Consider the following 19,345-nt stretch of genomic DNA (forward strand, 5'->3'; position numbering starts at 1 on the left):
CAGACAATTAATATTATTACCTACATTTTGATTGAGGGTAGATCAATAATAAATTTTGTATCGATGTATTTTTTTTTATGGATTTTGTTATCTATTAATTATGTGATTATAGTCATTTCAAATAATAATGGAACACTTTTTCGGCTGAACCCTTCTCATAGCAATAAATAGTTGTCTCAATCTAAATTGAAATGACTTATTGATTACAAATTAAAAAACAGTCATATTCTGACTGTTGTAAAGCAATATTAGGTTTGGATAAAACAGCTACGCCGTAGCTACAAGCTCTTGGCTATTAACTTAAGTAATCTTTAGAGCTAAAAGCGATGTAGCGCGGTCTTGTTGGTTTCCAGCAAAGAGTGACTACATCAAGAAGCTAATAGCTAGAAGCTAAAAGCTTTTTGGATAAAATGTATTTTTGAATTAACTAAATCGATATTGATACTAACTAGAAAGAGAATAAATTTGTCCATCAATTAAGAGTCTCGTAATTCCTTTGTCTTGAAGATGGCGGGAGGTCTTTTGAAGCATTCGACTATCGGGAACTTTGATCACTCGCTCGCGCCGATGAGAAAAGCGTTTAGCGATACGATGATTGTCAAACACAGGAAGAGTTCTTTGTTTTGTTTCTTCTTGAGGAATTAATCCTAAGTCAGCAAAATCAGCTAGGGGTTTAACAATTAACTCTGCCGAACGATCAATAACTAAATAACAACTTCTCGGAAGAGAAGCTTTCGAGAGAGGAAGAATTTGAATATCACTAAAACTTTCACTATTGCGGGAAAAAGTTATACTTTCCTCAGTATCGTCTTCCCACACATCTTCATCATCCTCGTCATCCTCCTCTTCATTAATATCTTCTAAGTCTTCCCCCAGCATCTCCTTGAGGGTAATGATTTCAACTTCGTTATCTTCATCATCTTCATCTTGCTCTTCAAGATCAACACGATCTGTCTTCAGAATTGGACCGCGATCGCTTAGGGTTGTGGAAGGGCGATCGGTTGCTATGACTTCAGATGTGTCATCGTTCGATTGCTCAATTGCCAATTCGGAAAGCTTTGACTCCTCGATAAACTCTTCTTGCTCAAGATTAACTGAAGAACGACGACGACGAACAGGAATTGATTTAGGATCTGTAGCAGCAGAATCGATTGTTAGATCCGCAACATTGGCATCTTCATCCGCAACTACTTCTTCCGTCTGATCGGGTACAGTTTTCGGCTTAGTTTTTGTCGATTTAGATGGAGATTTTTTCTTAGTGCTAGTAGCAGTCTGCTCCACTTTAGGAGTTGATTTTTCTCCTCGTGGAGTCCGCGCCAAACGTTTCTGCTGAATTAAATCTTCATATTCTGCTGGGGTTAACTTATTTTTAAGAAAGCGACTGATCGTAGAACTGCTGACCTCATAGCGACTTGCCAACGTTGAGGTAGTAGCTTCGGAATTACGATATAGCTTAAGAATATTTTGCTTATCGTCTTCAGTTAATTTTCTTGGACTCATGCTTTCTTAATCAAACTCGCGCTAGTTTGGCTTTGCTTATGATAACAAGATCAATTATCAGTAACGATATAATTTAATCCGCAAGGATCAAAAACTCGTAACTAATGTCATCAACGTTATTTCAATAGTTTATCTTGTTGGGTTAATCTTGGTAATGTTAACTAGAGTCAACATAATATTTTTTTTGCTTTTCTCGGGAAAAAAGTCTTTATTTAGCCAAGAATTGCTTGTTTACTTGTTGATTAGAGTAATTTAGTCAAGATCATAAACCGAATGGTGAATATGCTCAAACCCAATGCCAAACCTGCCTTACTCGTTTTAGCTGATGGAACTTCTTATTCTGGTTGGTCTTTTGGCGCCCAAGGAACTGCCGTGGGAGAAGTGGTATTTAATACAGGAATGACAGGATATCAGGAAGTTTTAACCGATCCTAGTTATTCTGGTCAGATCATTACTTTTACCTATCCTGAACTCGGTAATACGGGAGTAAATCCTACTGACGAAGAATCAAATACTGTCCAGGCAAAAGCTGTAATCGCTCGTAATATTGCTTCTCGCCCTAGTAACTGGCGTTCTACCCAATCTCTGCCAGATTATCTTCAAGAGAGAAATATCCCTGGAATTTATGGCATTGACACTCGTTCTTTAACCCGTAAATTAAGAGATTATGGCGCAATTAATGGCGGGGTATCGAGTGAAGTTCTCGATCCTCAAAGATTACTAGATTTAGTGCAACAAGCACCAGATATGACTGGTTTAAATTTAGTCAAAAACGTAACCACAAGTGAGGTTTATCAGTGGTCGGAGGAGACAGACGCTGAGTGGGAATTTGCTGCTGCAACTGCTCAAGATCACTCCCTCACAATAGTGGCGATCGATTTTGGCATTAAACGCAATATTCTCCGTCGTTTGGCGAGCTATGGTTGTCGGGTAATTGTGGTTCCTGCCAATACTCCTAGTGAAGAGATACTAGCTCATAATCCTGATGGTATTTTCCTCTCTAATGGTCCTGGAGACCCCTCTGCTGTTACAGAAGGCATTGTTACTACAAAAGAGCTATTAAAGGCAGAAAAGCCAACGTTTGGTATTTGTATGGGTCATCAAATTCTGGGACTATCCCTCGGTGCTGAGACATTTAAGCTCAAGTTTGGGCATCGTGGTTTAAACCAACCCGCAGGTTTACAAACACAAGTGGAGATTACAAGTCAGAATCACGGATTTGCGATCGCCGAGAATTCTTTAGGAGCAGATGTTGAAATAACTCACTTGAATCTCAACGATAAAACCGTAGCCGGATTACGTCATAAGACTTTGCCCTTCTTTTCGGTACAGTATCATCCTGAAGCTAGTCCTGGTCCTCACGATGCAGATTATTTGTTTGCCCAATTTGTGAAATTAATGCGAGAAGCGAAGAATGCTTAAAAAAATAAAGAAATACAATCTGATGAATTTTGATAAATAGCTTGTTATACTACTTTCTTTATTACTGAGTTTGAGTTGGCAAAACTGCTTAAAACATGATTAAAAACGACAAGTGGATTATTGAACAAGCCCGACAGGGAATGATTTCTCCTTTTGAAGAAAAATCCATCAGAAAAGCAGTTCTAGGAACAGCTCAAGAAGTCCCCACTATTAGTTGGGGACTGAGTTCCTATGGTTACGATATTCGTCTGTCACCACACGATTTTCGGATCTTTAGACACATTCCTGGCACAGTGGTAGATCCTAAAAGGTTTAATCCCCAAAATTTAGAACAAGCAGAGTTACACACAGATGAAGATGGTTCATCTTACTTTATTATTCCTGCCAATAGCTATGGCTTGGGGGCATCCTTAGAAAGCATCAATATGCCTCCAAATGTCACGGCAATTTGTCTGGGTAAATCTACTTATGCTCGAGTCGGCGTGATTGCCAATACTACACCTTTAGAAGCAGCTTGGAAAGGAGAAGCAATTACTCTAGAGTTTTCTAATGCCTCTAGTGCTGATGTCAAAATTTATGCTTCAGAAGGAGTGGTACAGTTATTGTTTTTTGAAGGACAACCCTGTCAAACTACCTATGCCGACCGCGGTGGTAAATATCAAAATCAATCTAATAAAGTTACATTACCTAAAGTTTAGCCATGAATAACCTTCAATTATCAAAAGACCCCTTAAATGACGGCAAAAGTAGAATTGAGCTAATCGATTCTATGGGTAACGATTTGAGCATAGTTAATGATGCTAGAGCTTCTTTTGCCAAGAGTTCTGATTCATTAAATGAAAGAGATATTAAATTAATTAATTACTTAATTAAACATCAACATACTAGTCCCTTTCGAGGAGTTGTCTTCAAGTTCAAAGTAAAAGCCCCCCTCTACATTTGTCGTCAGTGGTAAACCTCAATAGTAATATATTAGTGTCCTATTAAAATTGAAATCAGCAAGTTTTTAATATGATTCTAGAGTATCTACCCATAGTTAGAGTTGTTACATCGTCTAATTGCAGAACTTATTCTAAATAGACCTTTGCAAAGGAATGAATTAGTTCATCATATTGATGGAGATAAACAAAATAATAACCCTAATAATTTGGTGATTTGCAAAAGTACTCAGGAACATAGAAGAGTACATGATGACCTTGAAAAATTAGCTATGATTTTAGTTGCTAATGGAGTTATTCAATTTGATAGGAAAACTAATCGCTATAGAATGCCCCATCTAAAAGAAATTTTAGATGCGTATCGTGTGAATTCAGGAGAAACCTACGTTCTTGACGTAGAGAATATGGCAATCCTGAGCCAAGCCAATCTTAGATCGGAAGGTGCAACGACTATCCCTCTGGGGAGTAGAGATCAAGTGATCTCGAAGCGCACGACAGCCTACCTTGAAAAAGAAGGTTGATGATATAGTCTGGTCTTTATGGAAACATAAAGAGAGCTATTGGAAACGAATAGCTCGTAACATCAACGGGAAACATGTGATTGCCAGTAATCATAACGATGAACAATTAGGCTGGAATGAGAAAAGTTTTCGCTATGTAGCAATTGATGATAGCAACGAATTTTACATTCCTCCAACCTTTAGAAAACAATCGAAAAACAACAAACAAGCAACTAGAGGTAGCTTAGATCAAGAGTTGAACGACCAGGCGATCGCCATATATAAAGAACAATGTGAAAATAGCTATCAAGCCTATACTAAGCTCCTAGAGCTAGGAGTCGGAAGAGAACAAGCTAGAGGAGTATTAATTCCTTCTGTTTATACATCTTGGGTGTGGACAGTTTCTTTGCAAGCATTGCTAAATTTCATCGGCTTGCGTTTAGGAGTTGGGGCGCAAAGTGAAATTGGAGCTTATGCCCAGGCAATTGTCGAGTTAATAGAACCAATTGTGCCCATATCTATAGAAGCTTGGTCTAATCATTCAGGAATTAATAATTAAGAATAGCGATCGCAGTTTACCGATCACTACCTTCCACCTACTGTTCACTCCAAACTCTGAATTCCTAACTCCGAATTTGCGCCATTAGATCGCTTTTCTGTCTCTTGTTTAATCGCTAAGAGGGTCTCTTCTAAACTGTCTTCGTAGATGCCAAAAAAGAGACTATCGCTAGGTGTTTTACCAGGTTCTACAACAACCTGATGTGTAATTAAAACTTGATCTGGAGGCGCACTAGGATATGGAGAGACAGGTTCTAAAATCCAGCTTCCATTCAAAGTTTTCAAATCACCGTCAATGGCTTCAAAAGCAATTTCCTGGGGATAAGTTTCGGTTGTGGCAATCTCGACACGAGACTCAATATTGAAAACTAGAGCTTTAACCTTATTAGTTTGTTCAAATACCTTGCGATCGCCATTATTTTCAAGTAGTGCGCTGCTGGAAACCCCAGGTAAAAACTCAGCAAAACGATCATAGTCAGTTAAAACTTGCCAAGCATCGTCCATTGAAGATTTTACCAAAACGCGACAAGTATATTTTCCGTTATCACCTAACAAAATCACGTTACCTTTTCTGAGGTCAACCCTTTGCTGTACGGGCAATAGATCCACCGGACCATCAAATAATTTGGCTGTAGCGGTGGAACTAAAGATAGTACTCATCAAAAAAGCGATCGCTCCTAGGAACAATACAACTAAGAAACGATGTTTTTGCCGATAAAGTTTATTAATCAATTTGTAGCATTCCGTAATATTCGATGGAGCCTTGCCTATTGTAACCAATACATCCATGATGTGAATTGCCTTGATGCGCGATAGCGATAGCTATTTCGGTCAAGTCAAGTATTTGAACTGCTTTGCGCTCAGCTCTTAGCTCAATATAAAGTAGATGGGGAATACTTTAAATTAAATACTCTGCGTAAGCCTAAAATCTTTAATGCTCAAGAAATTGCTTGAATTTTATAAATCAATAAAATTCTATTTCCTAAATTAATATTTTAATAAGTATTTTTACCTGCAATACATAGCAAAGTTTGCTCATTAATTAATTATCTTATAGCTTAATATGAGCTGTGAACTATTGCACCTTATTAAATAAATGTATTAAATAAAAAATTGTCATGTTGACTGCTTCAGTAGGCGTTATATAATCACCTTGTTTTATAAATTATTAACAATCATTTAAATATTTATTCGATAAATTGACCTCATACTATCTTAGTAAATGAGACTGTAATTCTAAGATTATTAGGCAGTTCTTAGCTTGTCAATATTAGCTATTTAACTAAAATATTTAGAGTAATTTTACTTGAGCTATATATTGACATTATGCTCAACAATCAAAATAAGAGAATACTATAAATGCTAATTTCATAGCAGCAAATTGATGAACCAAAGCTATAGTATCAATTACCCCACTAGTCTGACAAAAAGATAATTATGCTGAAAATTGCTCGTAAAACAGCCAAAACTTTACTGCCAAAGTCTACTGTTTACCGTCTAAAACGCCAAATTGAGCAAAATCGCTTTGAAAGATATGCCAAAGAAAAACTAGAGCTTAATTTTCGCTTGGTCAGTCCTGGTCCAGTTCCCCCAAAAGAACTTATTGCCAAGACCGCTGCCTTAAATGAACAAGAATTAGCAAGACAAAGTAATAGTGATGTTTATTTTGAGACTGGTTACTACTCTGTTTTGCGCTTACTCAAAATTTTAGAACACTTTTCAATCAATCCTAGAACTATTGGTTCTATATTTGAGTTAGGCTGCGGTACAGCCAGACTTTTGAGACATTTTCGCTGTATGGATGGAGTTAAGCTAGTGGGTTCTGATGTTAACCCAGAAATGATCGAATGGTGCCGAGCAAATTTGCCGGAAATTGAGTTTTATCAGAATGAACTTGTTCCGCCTCTAAACTTCGCAGAAGATAACTCTTTTGATTTGATGTTAGCCTCTTCGGTTTTTACCCATATTCCTCTAGATACTCAAGAGTTATGGCTGGCAGAAATGCAGCGAATTTTGCATCCTGGTGGAATATTTATCTGTTCTGTATTAGGTCAGAATCATGCCTCTTTGCTGTTGGGTTCTGAAGAGATGCAGAAATTAAAAACTGATGGTAGTTTTACCTTGACTTCGGATGACGATCAAGCTACTTATTCAACCCGTGTTGGAGGTTCTGCTTGGGATGTGTTCCAAACTCGCGCAGAAGTGATTAGGGTTTTTGGTTCATTTTTTCAAATAGTCGACTATATTCCTGGTGGACAAGATTTCTTAGTACTACGTAAACCAGATCCTGCCGTTTCGGTAATCATGAATTCTACTCCTTTTCCTGCGGAAAAAATCTGAAACAAAGTACTAGATTAAGAATGATTCACTTATAGTTATTTGGCGATTTCAAAGATACACGAAAGAAGATCTGCATCTTATATTTTTATTTATCTTAATATTTTTATTCAAAAAGCTATCATACTTTCCATAGCCTTTCTTATCACCTACCAAGTAGATTATGGAAGAAATACTGGAGTTAAAAAACTGTCTTCTAAATCATCAATATGAGCGGGCAATGTCTATAGTCGAAGAATTAGAGGAGATGGGTAGGCAGGATAAAATCAATAATTTAGAGTCTTTTCTCATTATTTTGTTGATCCATCTAATTAAAATTCAAGTAGAAAAAAGAGTAACTCGAAGTTGGCGTAGTTCGATTTTAAATAGTCTTAGAGAAATTCAAAAACGCAACAAATTAGGTAAAAAGTTCCAATATATTAAATCAAATCAATGGGACGAACATTTTGAGTCTACATATCCAGATGCTATTTTTAAAGCCGCAGATGAAGCTTTTGGTGGAATTGAAATTAAAGAACTCAAATCTTTGGTTAATTTCAGTCTCTTAAAAAGGACTGCTTTAGAATTACTCAATCTTACCTACACCCTGGATGGAGATAGTATGGTTGAGTTAATTTGCGATCGCTTTCCCGTTGGGCTACAAGAATAAATTTCCAAGAGTGATCGCTATTGAAAATTAAATGAAGAAAATTTTATGACGATCAACTCCCTGCATAAAACCTACTTCTGCTATACGCTGCAAACAATTAGTTTTATAGCAATTCTCAGACTTGTGAGATACATCTTAATTAACAATGGACAATTAGCCATTAGCCATTAGCCATTAGCCATTAGCCATTAGCCATTAGCCATTAGCCATTAGCCATTAGCCATTAGCCATTAGCCATTAGCCATTAGCCATTAGCCATTAGCCATTAGCCCTTCGGGTTCAGCACTTCTTACGAAAGTTGCTCATGGGGGAAACCCCCAAGACCGCACTTTCGCGCTTTGCTCAAGTCGGGGAACCCGCCCAACGCAAGTGCTTCACCATTAGCCATTAGCCAAAATCAGGATTTTAGAGTGTACCTCATAACTATGAGAACCGCTTTATTGCCAAAAAAATAGCCTGCCAAAGCAGACCAAATGATTGTATTATCCGAGCAGAATAATTAATAGGGTTAATTCTTAATTAAATCTTCTACTGTGGAGACTTGAATATTATTTTGAGGTACCTCTTGAGTGATAATTGCCGATCGCAATATGGGCGTACTGTTAACCGAATTAGTAGTCAAAGTAAATAAAGGATTTGAGAAAATTCCCGCAAAAGAAGTAACAATTGCTGAAACCACAAGACCCACCTGTAGGGGACGCATACCAGGGAGTTTCCAGTTAATTGTCGGGTAATTTTGGACAGATTCAGACATTTCCTGGGGTTCTTTTACTACCATCATTTTGACTACGCGAATGTAGTAGTAAATTGAGATCACACTAGTTATTAAACCCAGTAATACTAGACCATATAGACCAGCTTGCCAGCCAGCCCAGAAGAGATAAATTTTACCAAAAAAGCCCGCCATTGGGGGAATTCCACCCAGAGATAGTAAACAGATGCTTAAGCAAAGAGTGAGTAGGGGATCTTTATGAAGTAAACCAGCGTATTCACTAATTTGATCTGTACCTGTACGGAGGGAGAAAAGAATAATGCAGGTAAATGCTCCCAAGTTCATAAATAGATAGATGAACAGGTAAAAGATCATGCTGGAGTAACCATTATCAGTACCAGCAATTAAACCAATCATCACAAAACCAGCCTGAGCAATAGAAGAATAAGCCAACATCCGTTTGATGCTAGTTTGCGCTAAGGCTACCACATTGCCCAACAACATACTGAGAATTGCTAGGGCAGTAAAAATAAAATGCCATTGATCGGTAAGAGAACCAAATGCCGTTACCAACAGGCGAATCGCCAGAGCAAAACCGGCTGCTTTAGAACCTACTGACAAGAAAGCCACAACGGGAGTAGGAGAGCCTTCGTAAACGTCAGGAGTCCATTGGTGGAAAGGAACAGCCGAGATTTTAAAGGCAATCCCCGCAATAATAAATACTAAAGATACCGCTAATCCCAACGACTGTACACCGTTGATTTCGGGAACTTTGGTAGCAATTACATTAAGATTTGTTTCTCCTCCTGACAGACCATAGAGTAGAGATAGACCATAAAGGAAAATCGCTGAACTTGCAGCTCCTATCAGCAAGTATTTTAATGCTGCTTCATTAGAGCGCGGATCTCGCTTCATATAACCTGTCATCAGATAGGAGGAAATACTCAGCATCTCTAAAGAGATAAACACCATCGTTAGCTCATTTGCCCCACAAAGGAACATTCCTCCTAAAGTGGCGGTGAGCATAATGCCAATGAACTCCGCCAAAGATGTTCCAGACTGTTCAATATAACGGATTGACATCGGGATAGTAACTGCTGCTGAGAGAGCTACTATACCCCGAAAGACAATGCTGAGATTGTCACTATTAAAGGAACCGAGAAAAGCGATCGCCTCAGGATTATCCCATCCCAGGATCAAAGCCACAATTGAGATCAATAAACCAGCGATCGCCAGATATGGTAGCCAACGAGAGGAACTACGCCCAACTATTAAGTCGATAACTAAAATAATCATCAGGGTCAAAATGACAATGCCTTCAGGCAAAATCGTCCCTGCATGAAGCTGAGAAGCTACATTACTAGAAAAATCCATAGAGTTTTTGGGTATTGTCAGAAATAGATTAAAGTTGAACAATTGCTAAAAAAGCTTTACAAAGGATTGTAACTCTCTATCTACCTTCTATTGAAGCTTATTATATTTTTACTTTTTAACAACTTGAACCTAAACTCTTAGTGAATCTTGGTTATGGTGAAATTAAAACTAATGCAAAATAAAGAATGTTTGTCGTTTGAGCGAATATAACTATAGATTAGGAAATAAACCTCTATTAGAAAAATCAACATCTGCTATTTTACTGCGTTAACTCCATCTATATGTCAACATTAGTCATTGTCGAATCTCCTACAAAAGCACGTACTATTCGTAATTATTTACCTTCTAGCTATCAAGTTCAGGCATCTATGGGTCATGTCCGTGATTTGCCTCCCTCAGCTAAAGAAATTCCTCCTGCCTACAAAGACAAAAAGTGGGCAACTTTGGGGATCAATGTGGAAGACAAATTTCAACCAATTTATGTTGTCCCCGAGAAGAAAAAAAAGGTAGTTAAAGAATTAAAAACTGCATTGAAAACCGCAGATGAATTGATTCTGGCGACAGACGAAGACAGAGAAGGAGAAAGCATTAGCTGGCATTTGTTGGAAATTCTCAAGCCGAAAGTGCCCGTCAAACGCATGGTATTTCATGAAATCACTAAAGAGGCAATTAAAAAGGCTTTAAAAGACTGTCGTGAGGTCGATCAGGATTTAGTACACGCCCAAGAAACGCGAAGAATTCTAGATCGTTTAGTCGGTTATACTGTTTCACCTCTACTCTGGAAAAAAATATCCTGGGGTCTATCGGCAGGAAGAGTACAATCAGTTGCAGTACGCTTAACTGTAGCTAGAGAGAGAGAACGTCGAGCATTCCAATCTGGAGGTTATTGGGATTTAAAAGCTGACCTAGAACAGGACAAAAACCCCTTTGAAGCTAAGTTAATCACCCTCGATGGCAAACGTATAGCTACTGGAAGCGATTTTGACCCCGATACAGGCAAAATTGCTCAAGGTAGAGATGTCGTTCTCTTAAACGAAACTGAAGCAAATAAACTCAAAGAGAAGATTTTTGACAAAACTTGGACGGTAACAAATCGAGAAGAAAAAGCTGCTAAGCGTCGCCCTTCTCCTCCTTTCACAACTTCTACTCTACAGCAAGAATCAAACCGTAAACTGGGTATTTCCGCCAGAGAAACCATGAGCGTTGCCCAGAAACTCTACGAAAAGGGTTTTATTACTTATATGCGGACAGATTCGGTACATTTATCCCAACAGGCGATCGCCGCTGCTCGCAATTGTGTCGAACAAATGTACGGCAAAGAATACCTTAGTCCTAAATCTCGTCAATACAGCACCAAAAGTAAAGGGGCTCAAGAAGCACACGAAGCAATCCGCCCTGCAGGAGAAACTTTCCGTACGCCCAAGGAAACAGGACTTACAGATCGTGAATTTAAGCTATATGACTTGATTTGGAAGCGCACAGTTGCCTGTCAGATGGCAGATGCCCAGCTTACCCAGATTGCGGTCGATGTCAGCGTCGAAAATGCTGTTTTTCGGGCTAACGGCAAAAGAATTGAATTTCCCGGTTTCTTCCGAGCTTACGTTGAAGGTTCAGATAATCCTGATGCCGCCTTAGAAAATCAAGAAATTCCTTTACCACCGCTGAAAAAGGGAGATCGACCAGAATGCAAAGAACTCGAAGCGATCGGACACGAAACTCAACCTCCTGCCAGATATACTGAGGCATCTTTGGTTAAAACCCTAGAAAAAGAAGGTATTGGTCGTCCTAGTACTTATGCAACTGTCATGGGCACAATTATTGATCGCGGTTACGTTCAGATGCGAGGTAAAGCTTTAGTTCCCACTTTTACCGCCTTTGCAGTTACAGCTTTACTAGAAGAACATTTTCCCGATTTAGTAGATACGGAATTTACCTCAAAGATGGAGCAAACTCTGGACGAAATTGCTAGAGGTGGTGCAGAGTGGATACCTTACTTAAAAAAATTCTATCAAGGAGAAACCGGATTAAAAACCCAAATTGATGTCAAAATCGATGAAATTGAACCTTCTATCGCTAAAACAATCCAATTAGAAAATCTGGATGCCATAGTCCGTATCGGTAAGTATGGTCCCTATATTGAAATAAATAGCGATGGAACAGAAGAAGAAGAAGAAGCGTTAAAAGTTTCTATTCCCGATGATTTAACCCCTGCCGATCTAAATCCAGAGCAAATTGAAGCTTTAATTCGTCAGAAAAAAGAAGGACCAGAAAAAGTAGGATTACACCCCGAAACTGGTGAACCAATTTACTTCAAAGTGGGTAAATATGGTCCTTATGTTCAGCTGGGTGATAAAACTGACGACAATCCCAAACCTAAAATGAGTTCGATTCCTAAAAAGGACAACAAAGAAAATGTCACAATAGAGGATGTAACTCTAGAAATGGCCGTGGGTTTGTTGTCTTTACCACGTTTATTAGGTCGTCATCCCGATACAGAAGGCAAAATTAAAGCAGCATTAGGACGTTTTGGTCCCTATGTCGTTCACGAATTTAAAGGACCGGAGGATACCAAATTACAACGGGACTATAGATCCCTCAAAAAAGAAGATGATGTTCTGACTGTAAATTTGGAACGTGCCCTAGAACTATTAGCCCAACCTAAACGTTCTCGTGGAGGCAGTAAGAAGACACCCCTGCGGGAATTAGGTCCTCACCCTGAAGACAAAGAGCCAGTTAATATTTATAAAGGACCCTACGGGAATTATGTAAAACACGGCAAGATAAACGCTGGTTTACCCAAAGATGAATCTGTCGAAGAGATTACTTTGGAAAAAGCTCTAGAGTTACTAGCGGAAAAAGCTGCTACTAAAAAGAAAACTACTAAGAAAACTACTAAGAAAAAAACCACAGCTAAGAGGAAGACTACAACAGCGAAGAAAAGTTCTACCAAAAAGACAGCTGCAAATAAAGAAGCGTCTTGAAGAATGGAAGATTATTTCGAACTTAAATCCTAAGTTGGCATCATTGATTTGGCAGAGCGACCCCAAGATAAAATCTTCCGCAAGGAACCTTTGTTTTTCTGAGAATCTGAATTAGTCTTAACTTTGGCTTGAGATGAATCCGGATTTGCTAAAATCATTCCTGCTACTTGAGGAGCAAAATCAGAATCGAAGATAGTTTGAGAATCATAAACTGCTCCCACAAGAGAAGCATTATCAAGTTTAGCCCCTTTTAAATTGGCTCCTTGTAGGTTAGCTTTTTGTAGATTTGCAGCCCTTAAGTCTGCACCTTCTAAATTAGCCTGTACTAAATTAACTTCTGCCAAATTTGCTTCTTGGAAATTAGCTTTGCTTAAACAGCAGTTTTGAAAACTAGATAAACCGAGATAAGCCTTTCTCAAGCTAGCCTGATTTAAACTACAATTACTCCAGTTGATTTCAATTAAATTAGACTCATCTAAATTGATTTGCTCGAAATTATTTCCTGTCAAGTTTACTGCTGTTAAAATTGTTTGCTGAAAATTCCTAACTCCAGCTTGATAGGCTTGAAGAAATTCAACTTTATTTTGTAATTTAAGCATAATAAATAATATATAAATTTTTGTAAACTCACAATCTTGATTCATCTTAATACATCTTACAAAAAACAATAATCAGTCTAATTGCTGAATTTTTCAATCATAAATAGTAATCATAAATAAATTTCAAGAATAATTGCTTTGAGAACTATAATCACCTTGCTTATACAAAAAATAATCAAAAAAAATAATTACTCTATACCTATTTTTCTTCATCAAAACAATACATGGGTCACTATTTTATAAAAAGATTATTAATAGCTATACCTACCTTAATAGCTATTAGTCTGGTAATTTTTACGATTTTGGCCTTAGCACCGGGGGATCCATTAGGTGAATTTGCTTCTAATCCGGCAATTACTGCCGAAGTCAGAGAGAATATACGTAAATCCTTTGGTTTGGATCAGCCAGCTTATGTCCGTTATTTTAAGTGGGCTAGCTCATTTTTACGTGGAGACATGGGCTATTCTTTCAATAGTCGAAGTCCCGTCTTGCAACTAATATTGCAGCGTTTACCGACTACTCTTTTTGTTGTTGGGACAGCCTATATTATTGGTTTATTGATTGCCTTTCCTTTAGGTATTATTTCAGCTAGCAAAAGATATTCTCTTACAGATCAAATCATTACCACGATCGCTTTTTTGGGATTTTCCATTCCTCCCTTCTTTACAGGGTTACTATTTATCATTATTTTCAGTGTTCAGTTACGCTGGTTTCCCTTCATTTTTAACAGCACCTTACAAGTAACAGATTGGACAAGTTTTATCGCCCAGATGAAACAATCAATTATGCCTATATCGGTTTTAGCCTTATATCATGCGGCAATTTTAATGCGTTTTATCCGCTCAGCTGTTTTAGAAGAGTTACAACAAGAATATGTTAGAACAGCCTTTGCTAAAGGATTGAGTCAGTTTGCCGTCATTAAAAATCATGTCTTACGTAATGCCTTAATACCTGTAGTAACTTTAATTGCTTTAGATATCCCCACTATTTTTACAGGCGCATTAGTAACAGAACAGGTTTTTCGCGTACCAGGTATCGGTGCCTTACTCATAGAATCTATTTATCGTAGCGATACTCCAGTGGTGATGGCTATTACTTTTATTTATGGTTGTCTAATAGTATTTTTTAATTTAATGGCTGATTTAGTTTATGCCCTGCTCGATCCGAGAGTTAAGTATTAAAACAAGTAATTGCAATACAATTTGGATTTTTTTGATGTTTGTTACCTTCAGCGAATTTGGCAGAAGTAATATTAATCCCAAGAGGATTGCTAGAGAACTAGGTTGTCAGTTTATCATCGACAATTTGAGTTTTCCTGCGGTAGATATTACTGCTTATCTTGATGAGATTAAATTATTGGAGTCTAAAACTAATCGTCGCTTTAAAAAAATCTCTACCAATAATGAATTTGCTAAGCGAGAGTTTTTAATTGCGCCAATACTTTTGCTGCTGTTTGATTGGATTGAACTGGAAATTGAAACTGAATATTACGTTGATATCAATCGATTAAAAGGTAAGCTAGACTATTTAATTACTGGCAAAAAAGAATTACTTATAATTGAAGCCAAAAACGATAATTTTGATGCTGGGGCTAATCAGATTATTCCCGAACTTGTTGCCACAGCCGAACAGGAAAATCAAGATTTACTTTATGGTTCAGTCAGCAATGGTATTCTATGGAAGTTTTATCAATGCGATCGCGCTGCTCGACCCCTAAAGAATCGCCAAAAAGCTCCAGAAAACAGTAGCTTTGACATTATTATTACTCAAGATATAAGTTTCTACACTTTCCCGAAAAATAGCGAAGAACTTTTTGCTGTTTTATTGGGACTGCTTAGTTAGTTCCCTATCTTGCTCAAAGGCATTCTTTAGAGTATTTATGAATGATTCATCTCTAAATGGTGAAGCTCTGATAAAAAATAAGGGGTAATTTTAGGTGAGAGGAAAAAAAGTCCAATCTGAAAGTAATTTGTGGTTAGATAGCTGGCGCAGATTTAAGCGCGATCGCCCTGCTGTTTTGGGCTTAATAGTTATCTTAATTATTACTTTGACGGTTATTTTTGCTCCGATTATTTATACAACGTCTGCCGATAAAATCGACTTTATTTCTTCTTCTGCTCCTCCTAGCTGGCAGCATCCTTTTGGTACTAATGATTTAGGACAAGACCAATTTGCCAGAGTTTTACAGGGAGGTCGAGTATCTTTAACGGTAGGTATTGCTTCGATGTTAGTCGCAATCTTGCTGGGAACACTTATTGGTGCGATCGCCGGATTTTATGGCGGTATCATTGATGGCGTTTTAATGCGAATTACAGATTTATTCTTAGCTCTCCCGCAGTTACCGTTATTACTTTTAATTGTTTATCTCTTTCGCGATTCAATCAAGAAAATTGTGGGTGCGGAATTAGGAGTATTTATGTTGATTATCTTGCTAATTGGTGGTTTAAACTGGATGTCGGTAGCCAGATTAGTAAGGGCAAATTTTCTCAAGCTAAGAGAGATGGAATTTGTGAGTGCGGCTAAAGCAATTGGAGCGAAACCGAATAGACTGATTTGGATACACTTATTGCCCAATGTTTTAAGCGTAATTATTGTTGCTGCTACTCTATCAGTTGGTAACGCCATTATTACCGAGTCTACTCTCAGTTTTTTAGGCTTAGGATTCCCCCCCGATGTACCTACTTGGGGACGAATGTTATTCGAGGCAAAAGACTATTTAACCTCTGCTCCCCATATGGCAATTTTTCCTGGTCTGGCAATATTTTTAACTGTTTTAAGTATTAACTATATTGGAGATGGACTGAGAGATGCTCTCGATCCTAAGAGTTAAGTTGGAAAAACTAATAAGTAACGAGTAATGAGTAACAAGTGATGAGTAACAAGTAATGACTCACGGTTCGCTTAAATCAAAGATGGCTAGAAAAATAAAACAGCTCAACTGTATGCTGAGAAAGAAGTTGAAAGAATAGAGAGACCAACCCGTCTTGAAAGGAACTAACTCAGAAAGAGCAGATGATCTTCCTCTAATTATTCATTGGCTAAAGCAAATGGAAATAGCATCAATAATTGATCGAGAGCTACCTGTTCCTCATGGGAATCGAAAAGGATTAAGCTACGGTCAATTATCAGTCCTATTTCTAAGTTATGTAGTGAGCCAATCAGACCATCGATTATGTGCCGTAGAACCATGGGTAGAAAAACATCGGCAAACCTTAGAAATAGCAACAGGATGGAACATTGGGGGCAAAGATGCCACAGATGACCGACTAGCTGACTTATTAAGTGTCATCGGTTCATCGGAAAATCAAGGGCGAGAGAAAGTAGCAATTCAATTGGGACAAAGCACAATACGAGCTTATGAATTACCAACGGACAAAGCCAGAAGCGATACCACAAGTTTTAGTGTCTATCATCAGCCCACAAAAGAAACAGAAGGAACTAACTTGCTGAATTTTGGTTATAGTAAAGACCGCCGCCCTGATTTGGTTCAATATCGTCAAATGTTAGCTACTCTCGACCCCATGGGAATGCCTCTATTGGGAGCTACATTATCAGGAAATGGAACAGATGAATCTCATTATCTACCAACATGGCAACAATTGGTGGAGATTATTGGTCACAAAGATTTCTTGTTTCTCGCCGATTCTAAAGGCTCTACTTGGAATAATCGGGGGAAAATTAATCAACAAGGAGGAATTTACTGTTTTCCGCTAGCGATGCATCAGCCTCGTCCCAAACTGTTATCGCAATGGGTGGCTAATCCACCAACAGCAGTGCAAGAAATTTGTCTCAACTCCGAAGCCGAGTCAGAATCTCCCATTGGTAAGGGTTTTGAAGTTCCGTTGGGCAGTCTCTGGTATGAAAAAGAACATCAAAAGTGGCATCGTTGGTCAGAACGATGGTTAGTGGTTTGTTCTTATGCTTTACAACAGCGTCAACTTAAAAGCTTGTCAGCTCGTCTGAGTAAAGCGGAACTTGCCCTAGAAAAACTCGCTAAAAAACCACCACAAGATGAGGTAGCTCTACAAACCAAAGTGGAGACTATTCTGAAACGTTATCGAGTTACGGGGCAGATCTTAACTGCGATTGAGAAGAAAATTGGCTATCAAAAAGTTTATCAAGGTGCTGGTCGAGGAAGTAAGAATCGTCCCTCTCGTCGTGTTCGTCAAACTACTCTTTCCTTGACTTATCAACGTTGTGAGACCGCTATCACCCATCAACAATCCATCGCTGGTTGGAGATTGTATGTAACTAATGCTAATTCACAGCGTCTTTCTCTTGAGCAAGCTGTTAACTCTTATCGGGAGCAATGGCAACCTGAAAGAGGTTTTCATCGTTTTAAACGAGGTCGTCTTCCCGCTTTACCCATCTATTTTCAAGATGAAGAACGGATTCGAGGGCTGATGTTTTTACTAACGATCGCCCTGACTCTGTTTACCTTGATGGAATTTGTGGTTCGTCGCCAACTAGCGGTGACAAAGCAATCACTTCCTGGACTTTATTCAGGCAATCCCAAGCGCACTACTTTTCGTCCCACTGCTGAACAATTGCTAGCTGCTTTTGGCGATCTAACTTTGTATCTTTATCCTGATGGCTCTACTGAAATTAGTTCTCTTAATTCTCTTCAAAGACAGATTTTAAATCTGATGAAGATTCCTGAATCGATTTACATTCTTCCCCAGCTAGTTCCTGATTGACTCCAATCCAGCAAATAATTGCTGTGACTTGATTCTATCCTCTTTATTTGATTCAATGCATTTTATTTAAGCGAACCGTGAGTAATGAGTAACAAGTGATGAGTAACAAGTAATGAGCAATAATTTCTGTTGAAAATTGTTTATCGGCTATTAGTCAACAGGATTAATTCTAATCAAGCTGATTCTCATCATAGAGGCTAGAATAGCGTAATCTTGGCACTCTATTTTAAAGTCTATGAAAACTAAATTATTTACAGTAATAGCTACACTAATTACTGCCACTATTTCTCTGCCCATTCAAGCTGAAAGTTTAAGCGATCTCAATCAACTTTTAAATACTAAAAAATGCTCTCAATGCGATCTAATTAACTCTGGTTTAGTACAGGCAAATTTAACTAGAGCAGATTTAGTCCAAGCCGATTTAACTGGAGCTAATCTGAGCCAAGCAAATTTAATGGGTGCAGATCTGCGGGGAGCTAACTTATCAGGAGCATCTCTACATGGGGCTAATCTCTCAGGAGCAAATCTCACAGGAGCAAATTTAGCTGGAACAGATCTGAGAAATGCTTATGTAGGTAATACTGATTTAAGCGAAGTCGATCTGGATTCTGCTTATTTAGAAGGCATCAAAGGCATCTCCGAAACAGCAGGTACTCCAGAACAATTTCACCGTTGGGGAGTACAAGAAGTTGAGCGGGGAAATTATAATGCTGCGATCGCCCATTATCGAAGAGCAATTAAGGTCGATCCTGAATTTGCCCCGGCATATTTAGGATTAGGTATTGTTCAATATAATTTCGATCATCGAGCAGAGGCGAAAAAAAATACGCAGATTGCTGCCAAACTATTTAAAAAGCAAGAGCATCAACTTGGTTATCAAACAGCTACTAATTTTCAGCAGCAAATGGCATTAATTCAAAAAGCAGAAGAAAATGCAGAGAAAAATCAAGGTGGCATCGGTCATGTAGGCAAGTTCATGGGTAGTGTAGGCTCTTTGTTATTACAGTTATTGCTTTAATTCTTCCATTAAAGATATGGCTGCTATTTGGAACAGGTTTGCCATAACATTAGAGTTACA

Annotated in this window: 17 protein-coding genes; 13 read left to right on the forward strand and 4 right to left on the reverse strand. The window is 38.2% G+C overall.

Features of this window, described 5'->3' with window-relative positions; genetic code table 11:
• Nucleotides 1-444: 444 nt before the first annotated feature.
• Nucleotides 445-1,500: a hypothetical protein gene (locus PLEUR7319_RS0127415; RefSeq protein WP_019508432.1), complete on the reverse strand. Its 1,056-nt coding sequence runs from the start codon at nucleotides 1,498-1,500 to the stop codon at nucleotides 445-447.
• Nucleotides 1,501-1,782: 282 nt separating this feature from the next.
• Here PLEUR7319_RS0127415 and carA point away from each other — a divergent pair, with 282 nt between their 5' ends.
• The 5 genes from carA (at nucleotide 1,783) to PLEUR7319_RS36885 (ending at nucleotide 4,919) form a co-directional block, all read left to right on the forward strand.
• Nucleotides 1,783-2,922: a glutamine-hydrolyzing carbamoyl-phosphate synthase small subunit gene (carA, locus tag PLEUR7319_RS0127420; RefSeq protein ID WP_019508433.1), complete on the forward strand. Its 1,140-nt coding sequence runs from the start codon at nucleotides 1,783-1,785 to the stop codon at nucleotides 2,920-2,922.
• A 95-nt stretch (nucleotides 2,923-3,017) separates the two neighbouring features.
• Nucleotides 3,018-3,620, forward strand: a complete 603-nt coding sequence (dcd, locus tag PLEUR7319_RS0127425) for a dCTP deaminase (RefSeq protein ID WP_019508434.1) — start codon at nucleotides 3,018-3,020, stop codon at nucleotides 3,618-3,620.
• A 2-nt stretch (nucleotides 3,621-3,622) separates the two neighbouring features.
• On the forward strand, nucleotides 3,623-3,877 hold the full coding sequence (locus tag PLEUR7319_RS0127430) for an FAD-dependent thymidylate synthase (RefSeq protein ID WP_019508435.1): 255 nt from the start codon (nucleotides 3,623-3,625) through the stop codon (nucleotides 3,875-3,877).
• Between the two features lie 87 nt (nucleotides 3,878-3,964).
• On the forward strand, nucleotides 3,965-4,381 hold the full coding sequence (locus tag PLEUR7319_RS36880) for an HNH endonuclease (RefSeq protein ID WP_019508436.1): 417 nt from the start codon (nucleotides 3,965-3,967) through the stop codon (nucleotides 4,379-4,381).
• Nucleotides 4,365-4,919, forward strand: a complete 555-nt coding sequence (locus tag PLEUR7319_RS36885) for an FAD-dependent thymidylate synthase (protein ID WP_019508437.1) — start codon at nucleotides 4,365-4,367, stop codon at nucleotides 4,917-4,919. The genes PLEUR7319_RS36880 and PLEUR7319_RS36885 overlap by 17 nt, the downstream gene beginning before the upstream one ends.
• 44 nt (nucleotides 4,920-4,963) lie before the next feature.
• Here the strand turns inward: PLEUR7319_RS36885 and PLEUR7319_RS0127445 are convergent, their stop codons facing one another.
• Nucleotides 4,964-5,707, reverse strand: coding sequence for an SRPBCC family protein (locus tag PLEUR7319_RS0127445; protein WP_019508438.1), 744 nt, complete (start codon nucleotides 5,705-5,707; stop codon nucleotides 4,964-4,966).
• Between the two features lie 648 nt (nucleotides 5,708-6,355).
• Between PLEUR7319_RS0127445 and PLEUR7319_RS38605 the strand changes: the two genes are divergently transcribed.
• Both PLEUR7319_RS38605 and PLEUR7319_RS0127455 read left to right on the forward strand, forming a co-directional pair.
• Nucleotides 6,356-7,258 carry a trans-aconitate 2-methyltransferase gene (locus tag PLEUR7319_RS38605; RefSeq protein WP_019508439.1) on the forward strand — a complete coding sequence of 301 codons (903 nt, stop codon included), beginning with the start codon at nucleotides 6,356-6,358 and terminating at the stop codon, nucleotides 7,256-7,258.
• A gap of 160 nt (nucleotides 7,259-7,418) precedes the next feature.
• Entirely contained in the window at nucleotides 7,419-7,904 is a 486-nt protein-coding gene (locus PLEUR7319_RS0127455) for a DUF29 family protein (RefSeq protein WP_019508440.1), read from the forward strand.
• Between the two features lie 508 nt (nucleotides 7,905-8,412).
• On the opposite strand, the gene PLEUR7319_RS0127460 is transcribed toward PLEUR7319_RS0127455, so the two are convergent.
• Nucleotides 8,413-9,990, reverse strand: a complete 1,578-nt coding sequence (locus PLEUR7319_RS0127460; protein WP_019508441.1) for an NAD(P)H-quinone oxidoreductase subunit N — start codon at nucleotides 9,988-9,990, stop codon at nucleotides 8,413-8,415.
• A gap of 281 nt (nucleotides 9,991-10,271) precedes the next feature.
• Here PLEUR7319_RS0127460 and topA point away from each other — a divergent pair, with 281 nt between their 5' ends.
• The gene (topA, locus tag PLEUR7319_RS0127465) at nucleotides 10,272-12,971 is read left to right on the forward strand and encodes a type I DNA topoisomerase (protein WP_019508442.1); all 2,700 of its coding nucleotides are present in this window, start codon (nucleotides 10,272-10,274) and stop codon (nucleotides 12,969-12,971) included.
• Nucleotides 12,972-13,000: 29 nt separating this feature from the next.
• On the opposite strand, the gene PLEUR7319_RS38610 is transcribed toward topA, so the two are convergent.
• A complete protein-coding gene (locus tag PLEUR7319_RS38610; RefSeq protein WP_158441885.1) occupies nucleotides 13,001-13,570 on the reverse strand; it encodes a pentapeptide repeat-containing protein in 570 nt (189 codons plus the stop codon).
• Between the two features lie 224 nt (nucleotides 13,571-13,794).
• On the opposite strand from PLEUR7319_RS38610, the gene PLEUR7319_RS0127475 reads away from it, so the two are divergent.
• From PLEUR7319_RS0127475 to PLEUR7319_RS0127495, 5 genes are all read left to right on the forward strand, one after another.
• A complete protein-coding gene (locus tag PLEUR7319_RS0127475; protein WP_019508444.1) occupies nucleotides 13,795-14,751 on the forward strand; it encodes an ABC transporter permease in 957 nt (318 codons plus the stop codon).
• Nucleotides 14,752-14,785: 34 nt separating this feature from the next.
• Complete coding sequence (locus PLEUR7319_RS36900; RefSeq protein ID WP_019508445.1) at nucleotides 14,786-15,412, forward strand: hypothetical protein; 627 nt, start codon at nucleotides 14,786-14,788, stop codon at nucleotides 15,410-15,412.
• A gap of 94 nt (nucleotides 15,413-15,506) precedes the next feature.
• A complete protein-coding gene (locus PLEUR7319_RS0127485; RefSeq protein WP_019508446.1) occupies nucleotides 15,507-16,400 on the forward strand; it encodes an ABC transporter permease in 894 nt (297 codons plus the stop codon).
• Between the two features lie 154 nt (nucleotides 16,401-16,554).
• The gene (locus tag PLEUR7319_RS0127490; RefSeq protein ID WP_019503630.1) at nucleotides 16,555-18,267 is read left to right on the forward strand and encodes an IS1634 family transposase; all 1,713 of its coding nucleotides are present in this window, start codon (nucleotides 16,555-16,557) and stop codon (nucleotides 18,265-18,267) included.
• 235 nt (nucleotides 18,268-18,502) lie between these two features.
• Entirely contained in the window at nucleotides 18,503-19,285 is a 783-nt protein-coding gene (locus tag PLEUR7319_RS0127495) for a pentapeptide repeat-containing protein (RefSeq protein WP_019508447.1), read from the forward strand.
• Nucleotides 19,286-19,345 lie beyond the last annotated feature (60 nt).

The organism is Pleurocapsa sp. PCC 7319 (genome assembly GCF_000332195.1).
Taxonomy (GTDB): domain Bacteria; phylum Cyanobacteriota; class Cyanobacteriia; order Cyanobacteriales; family Xenococcaceae; genus Waterburya.

Bases quoted from the DNA above. Each gene is read 5' to 3' on its own strand.
- PLEUR7319_RS0127415 (WP_019508432.1), bottom strand. From the start codon at position 1,500: ATGAGTCCAAGAAAATTAACTGAAGACGATAAGCAAAATATTCTTAAG.
- carA (WP_019508433.1), top strand. From the start codon at position 1,783: ATGCTCAAACCCAATGCCAAACCTGCCTTACTCGTTTTAGCTGATGGA.
- dcd (WP_019508434.1), top strand. From the start codon at position 3,018: ATGATTAAAAACGACAAGTGGATTATTGAACAAGCCCGACAGGGAATG.
- PLEUR7319_RS0127430 (WP_019508435.1), top strand. From the start codon at position 3,623: ATGAATAACCTTCAATTATCAAAAGACCCCTTAAATGACGGCAAAAGT.
- PLEUR7319_RS0127445 (WP_019508438.1), bottom strand. From the start codon at position 5,707: ATGGATGTATTGGTTACAATAGGCAAGGCTCCATCGAATATTACGGAA.
- PLEUR7319_RS38605 (WP_019508439.1), top strand. From the start codon at position 6,356: ATGCTGAAAATTGCTCGTAAAACAGCCAAAACTTTACTGCCAAAGTCT.
- PLEUR7319_RS0127455 (WP_019508440.1), top strand. From the start codon at position 7,419: ATGGAAGAAATACTGGAGTTAAAAAACTGTCTTCTAAATCATCAATAT.
- PLEUR7319_RS0127460 (WP_019508441.1), bottom strand. From the start codon at position 9,990: ATGGATTTTTCTAGTAATGTAGCTTCTCAGCTTCATGCAGGGACGATT.
- topA (WP_019508442.1), top strand. From the start codon at position 10,272: ATGTCAACATTAGTCATTGTCGAATCTCCTACAAAAGCACGTACTATT.
- PLEUR7319_RS38610 (WP_158441885.1), bottom strand. From the start codon at position 13,570: ATGCTTAAATTACAAAATAAAGTTGAATTTCTTCAAGCCTATCAAGCT.
- PLEUR7319_RS0127475 (WP_019508444.1), top strand. From the start codon at position 13,795: ATGGGTCACTATTTTATAAAAAGATTATTAATAGCTATACCTACCTTA.
- PLEUR7319_RS36900 (WP_019508445.1), top strand. From the start codon at position 14,786: ATGTTTGTTACCTTCAGCGAATTTGGCAGAAGTAATATTAATCCCAAG.
- PLEUR7319_RS0127495 (WP_019508447.1), top strand. From the start codon at position 18,503: ATGAAAACTAAATTATTTACAGTAATAGCTACACTAATTACTGCCACT.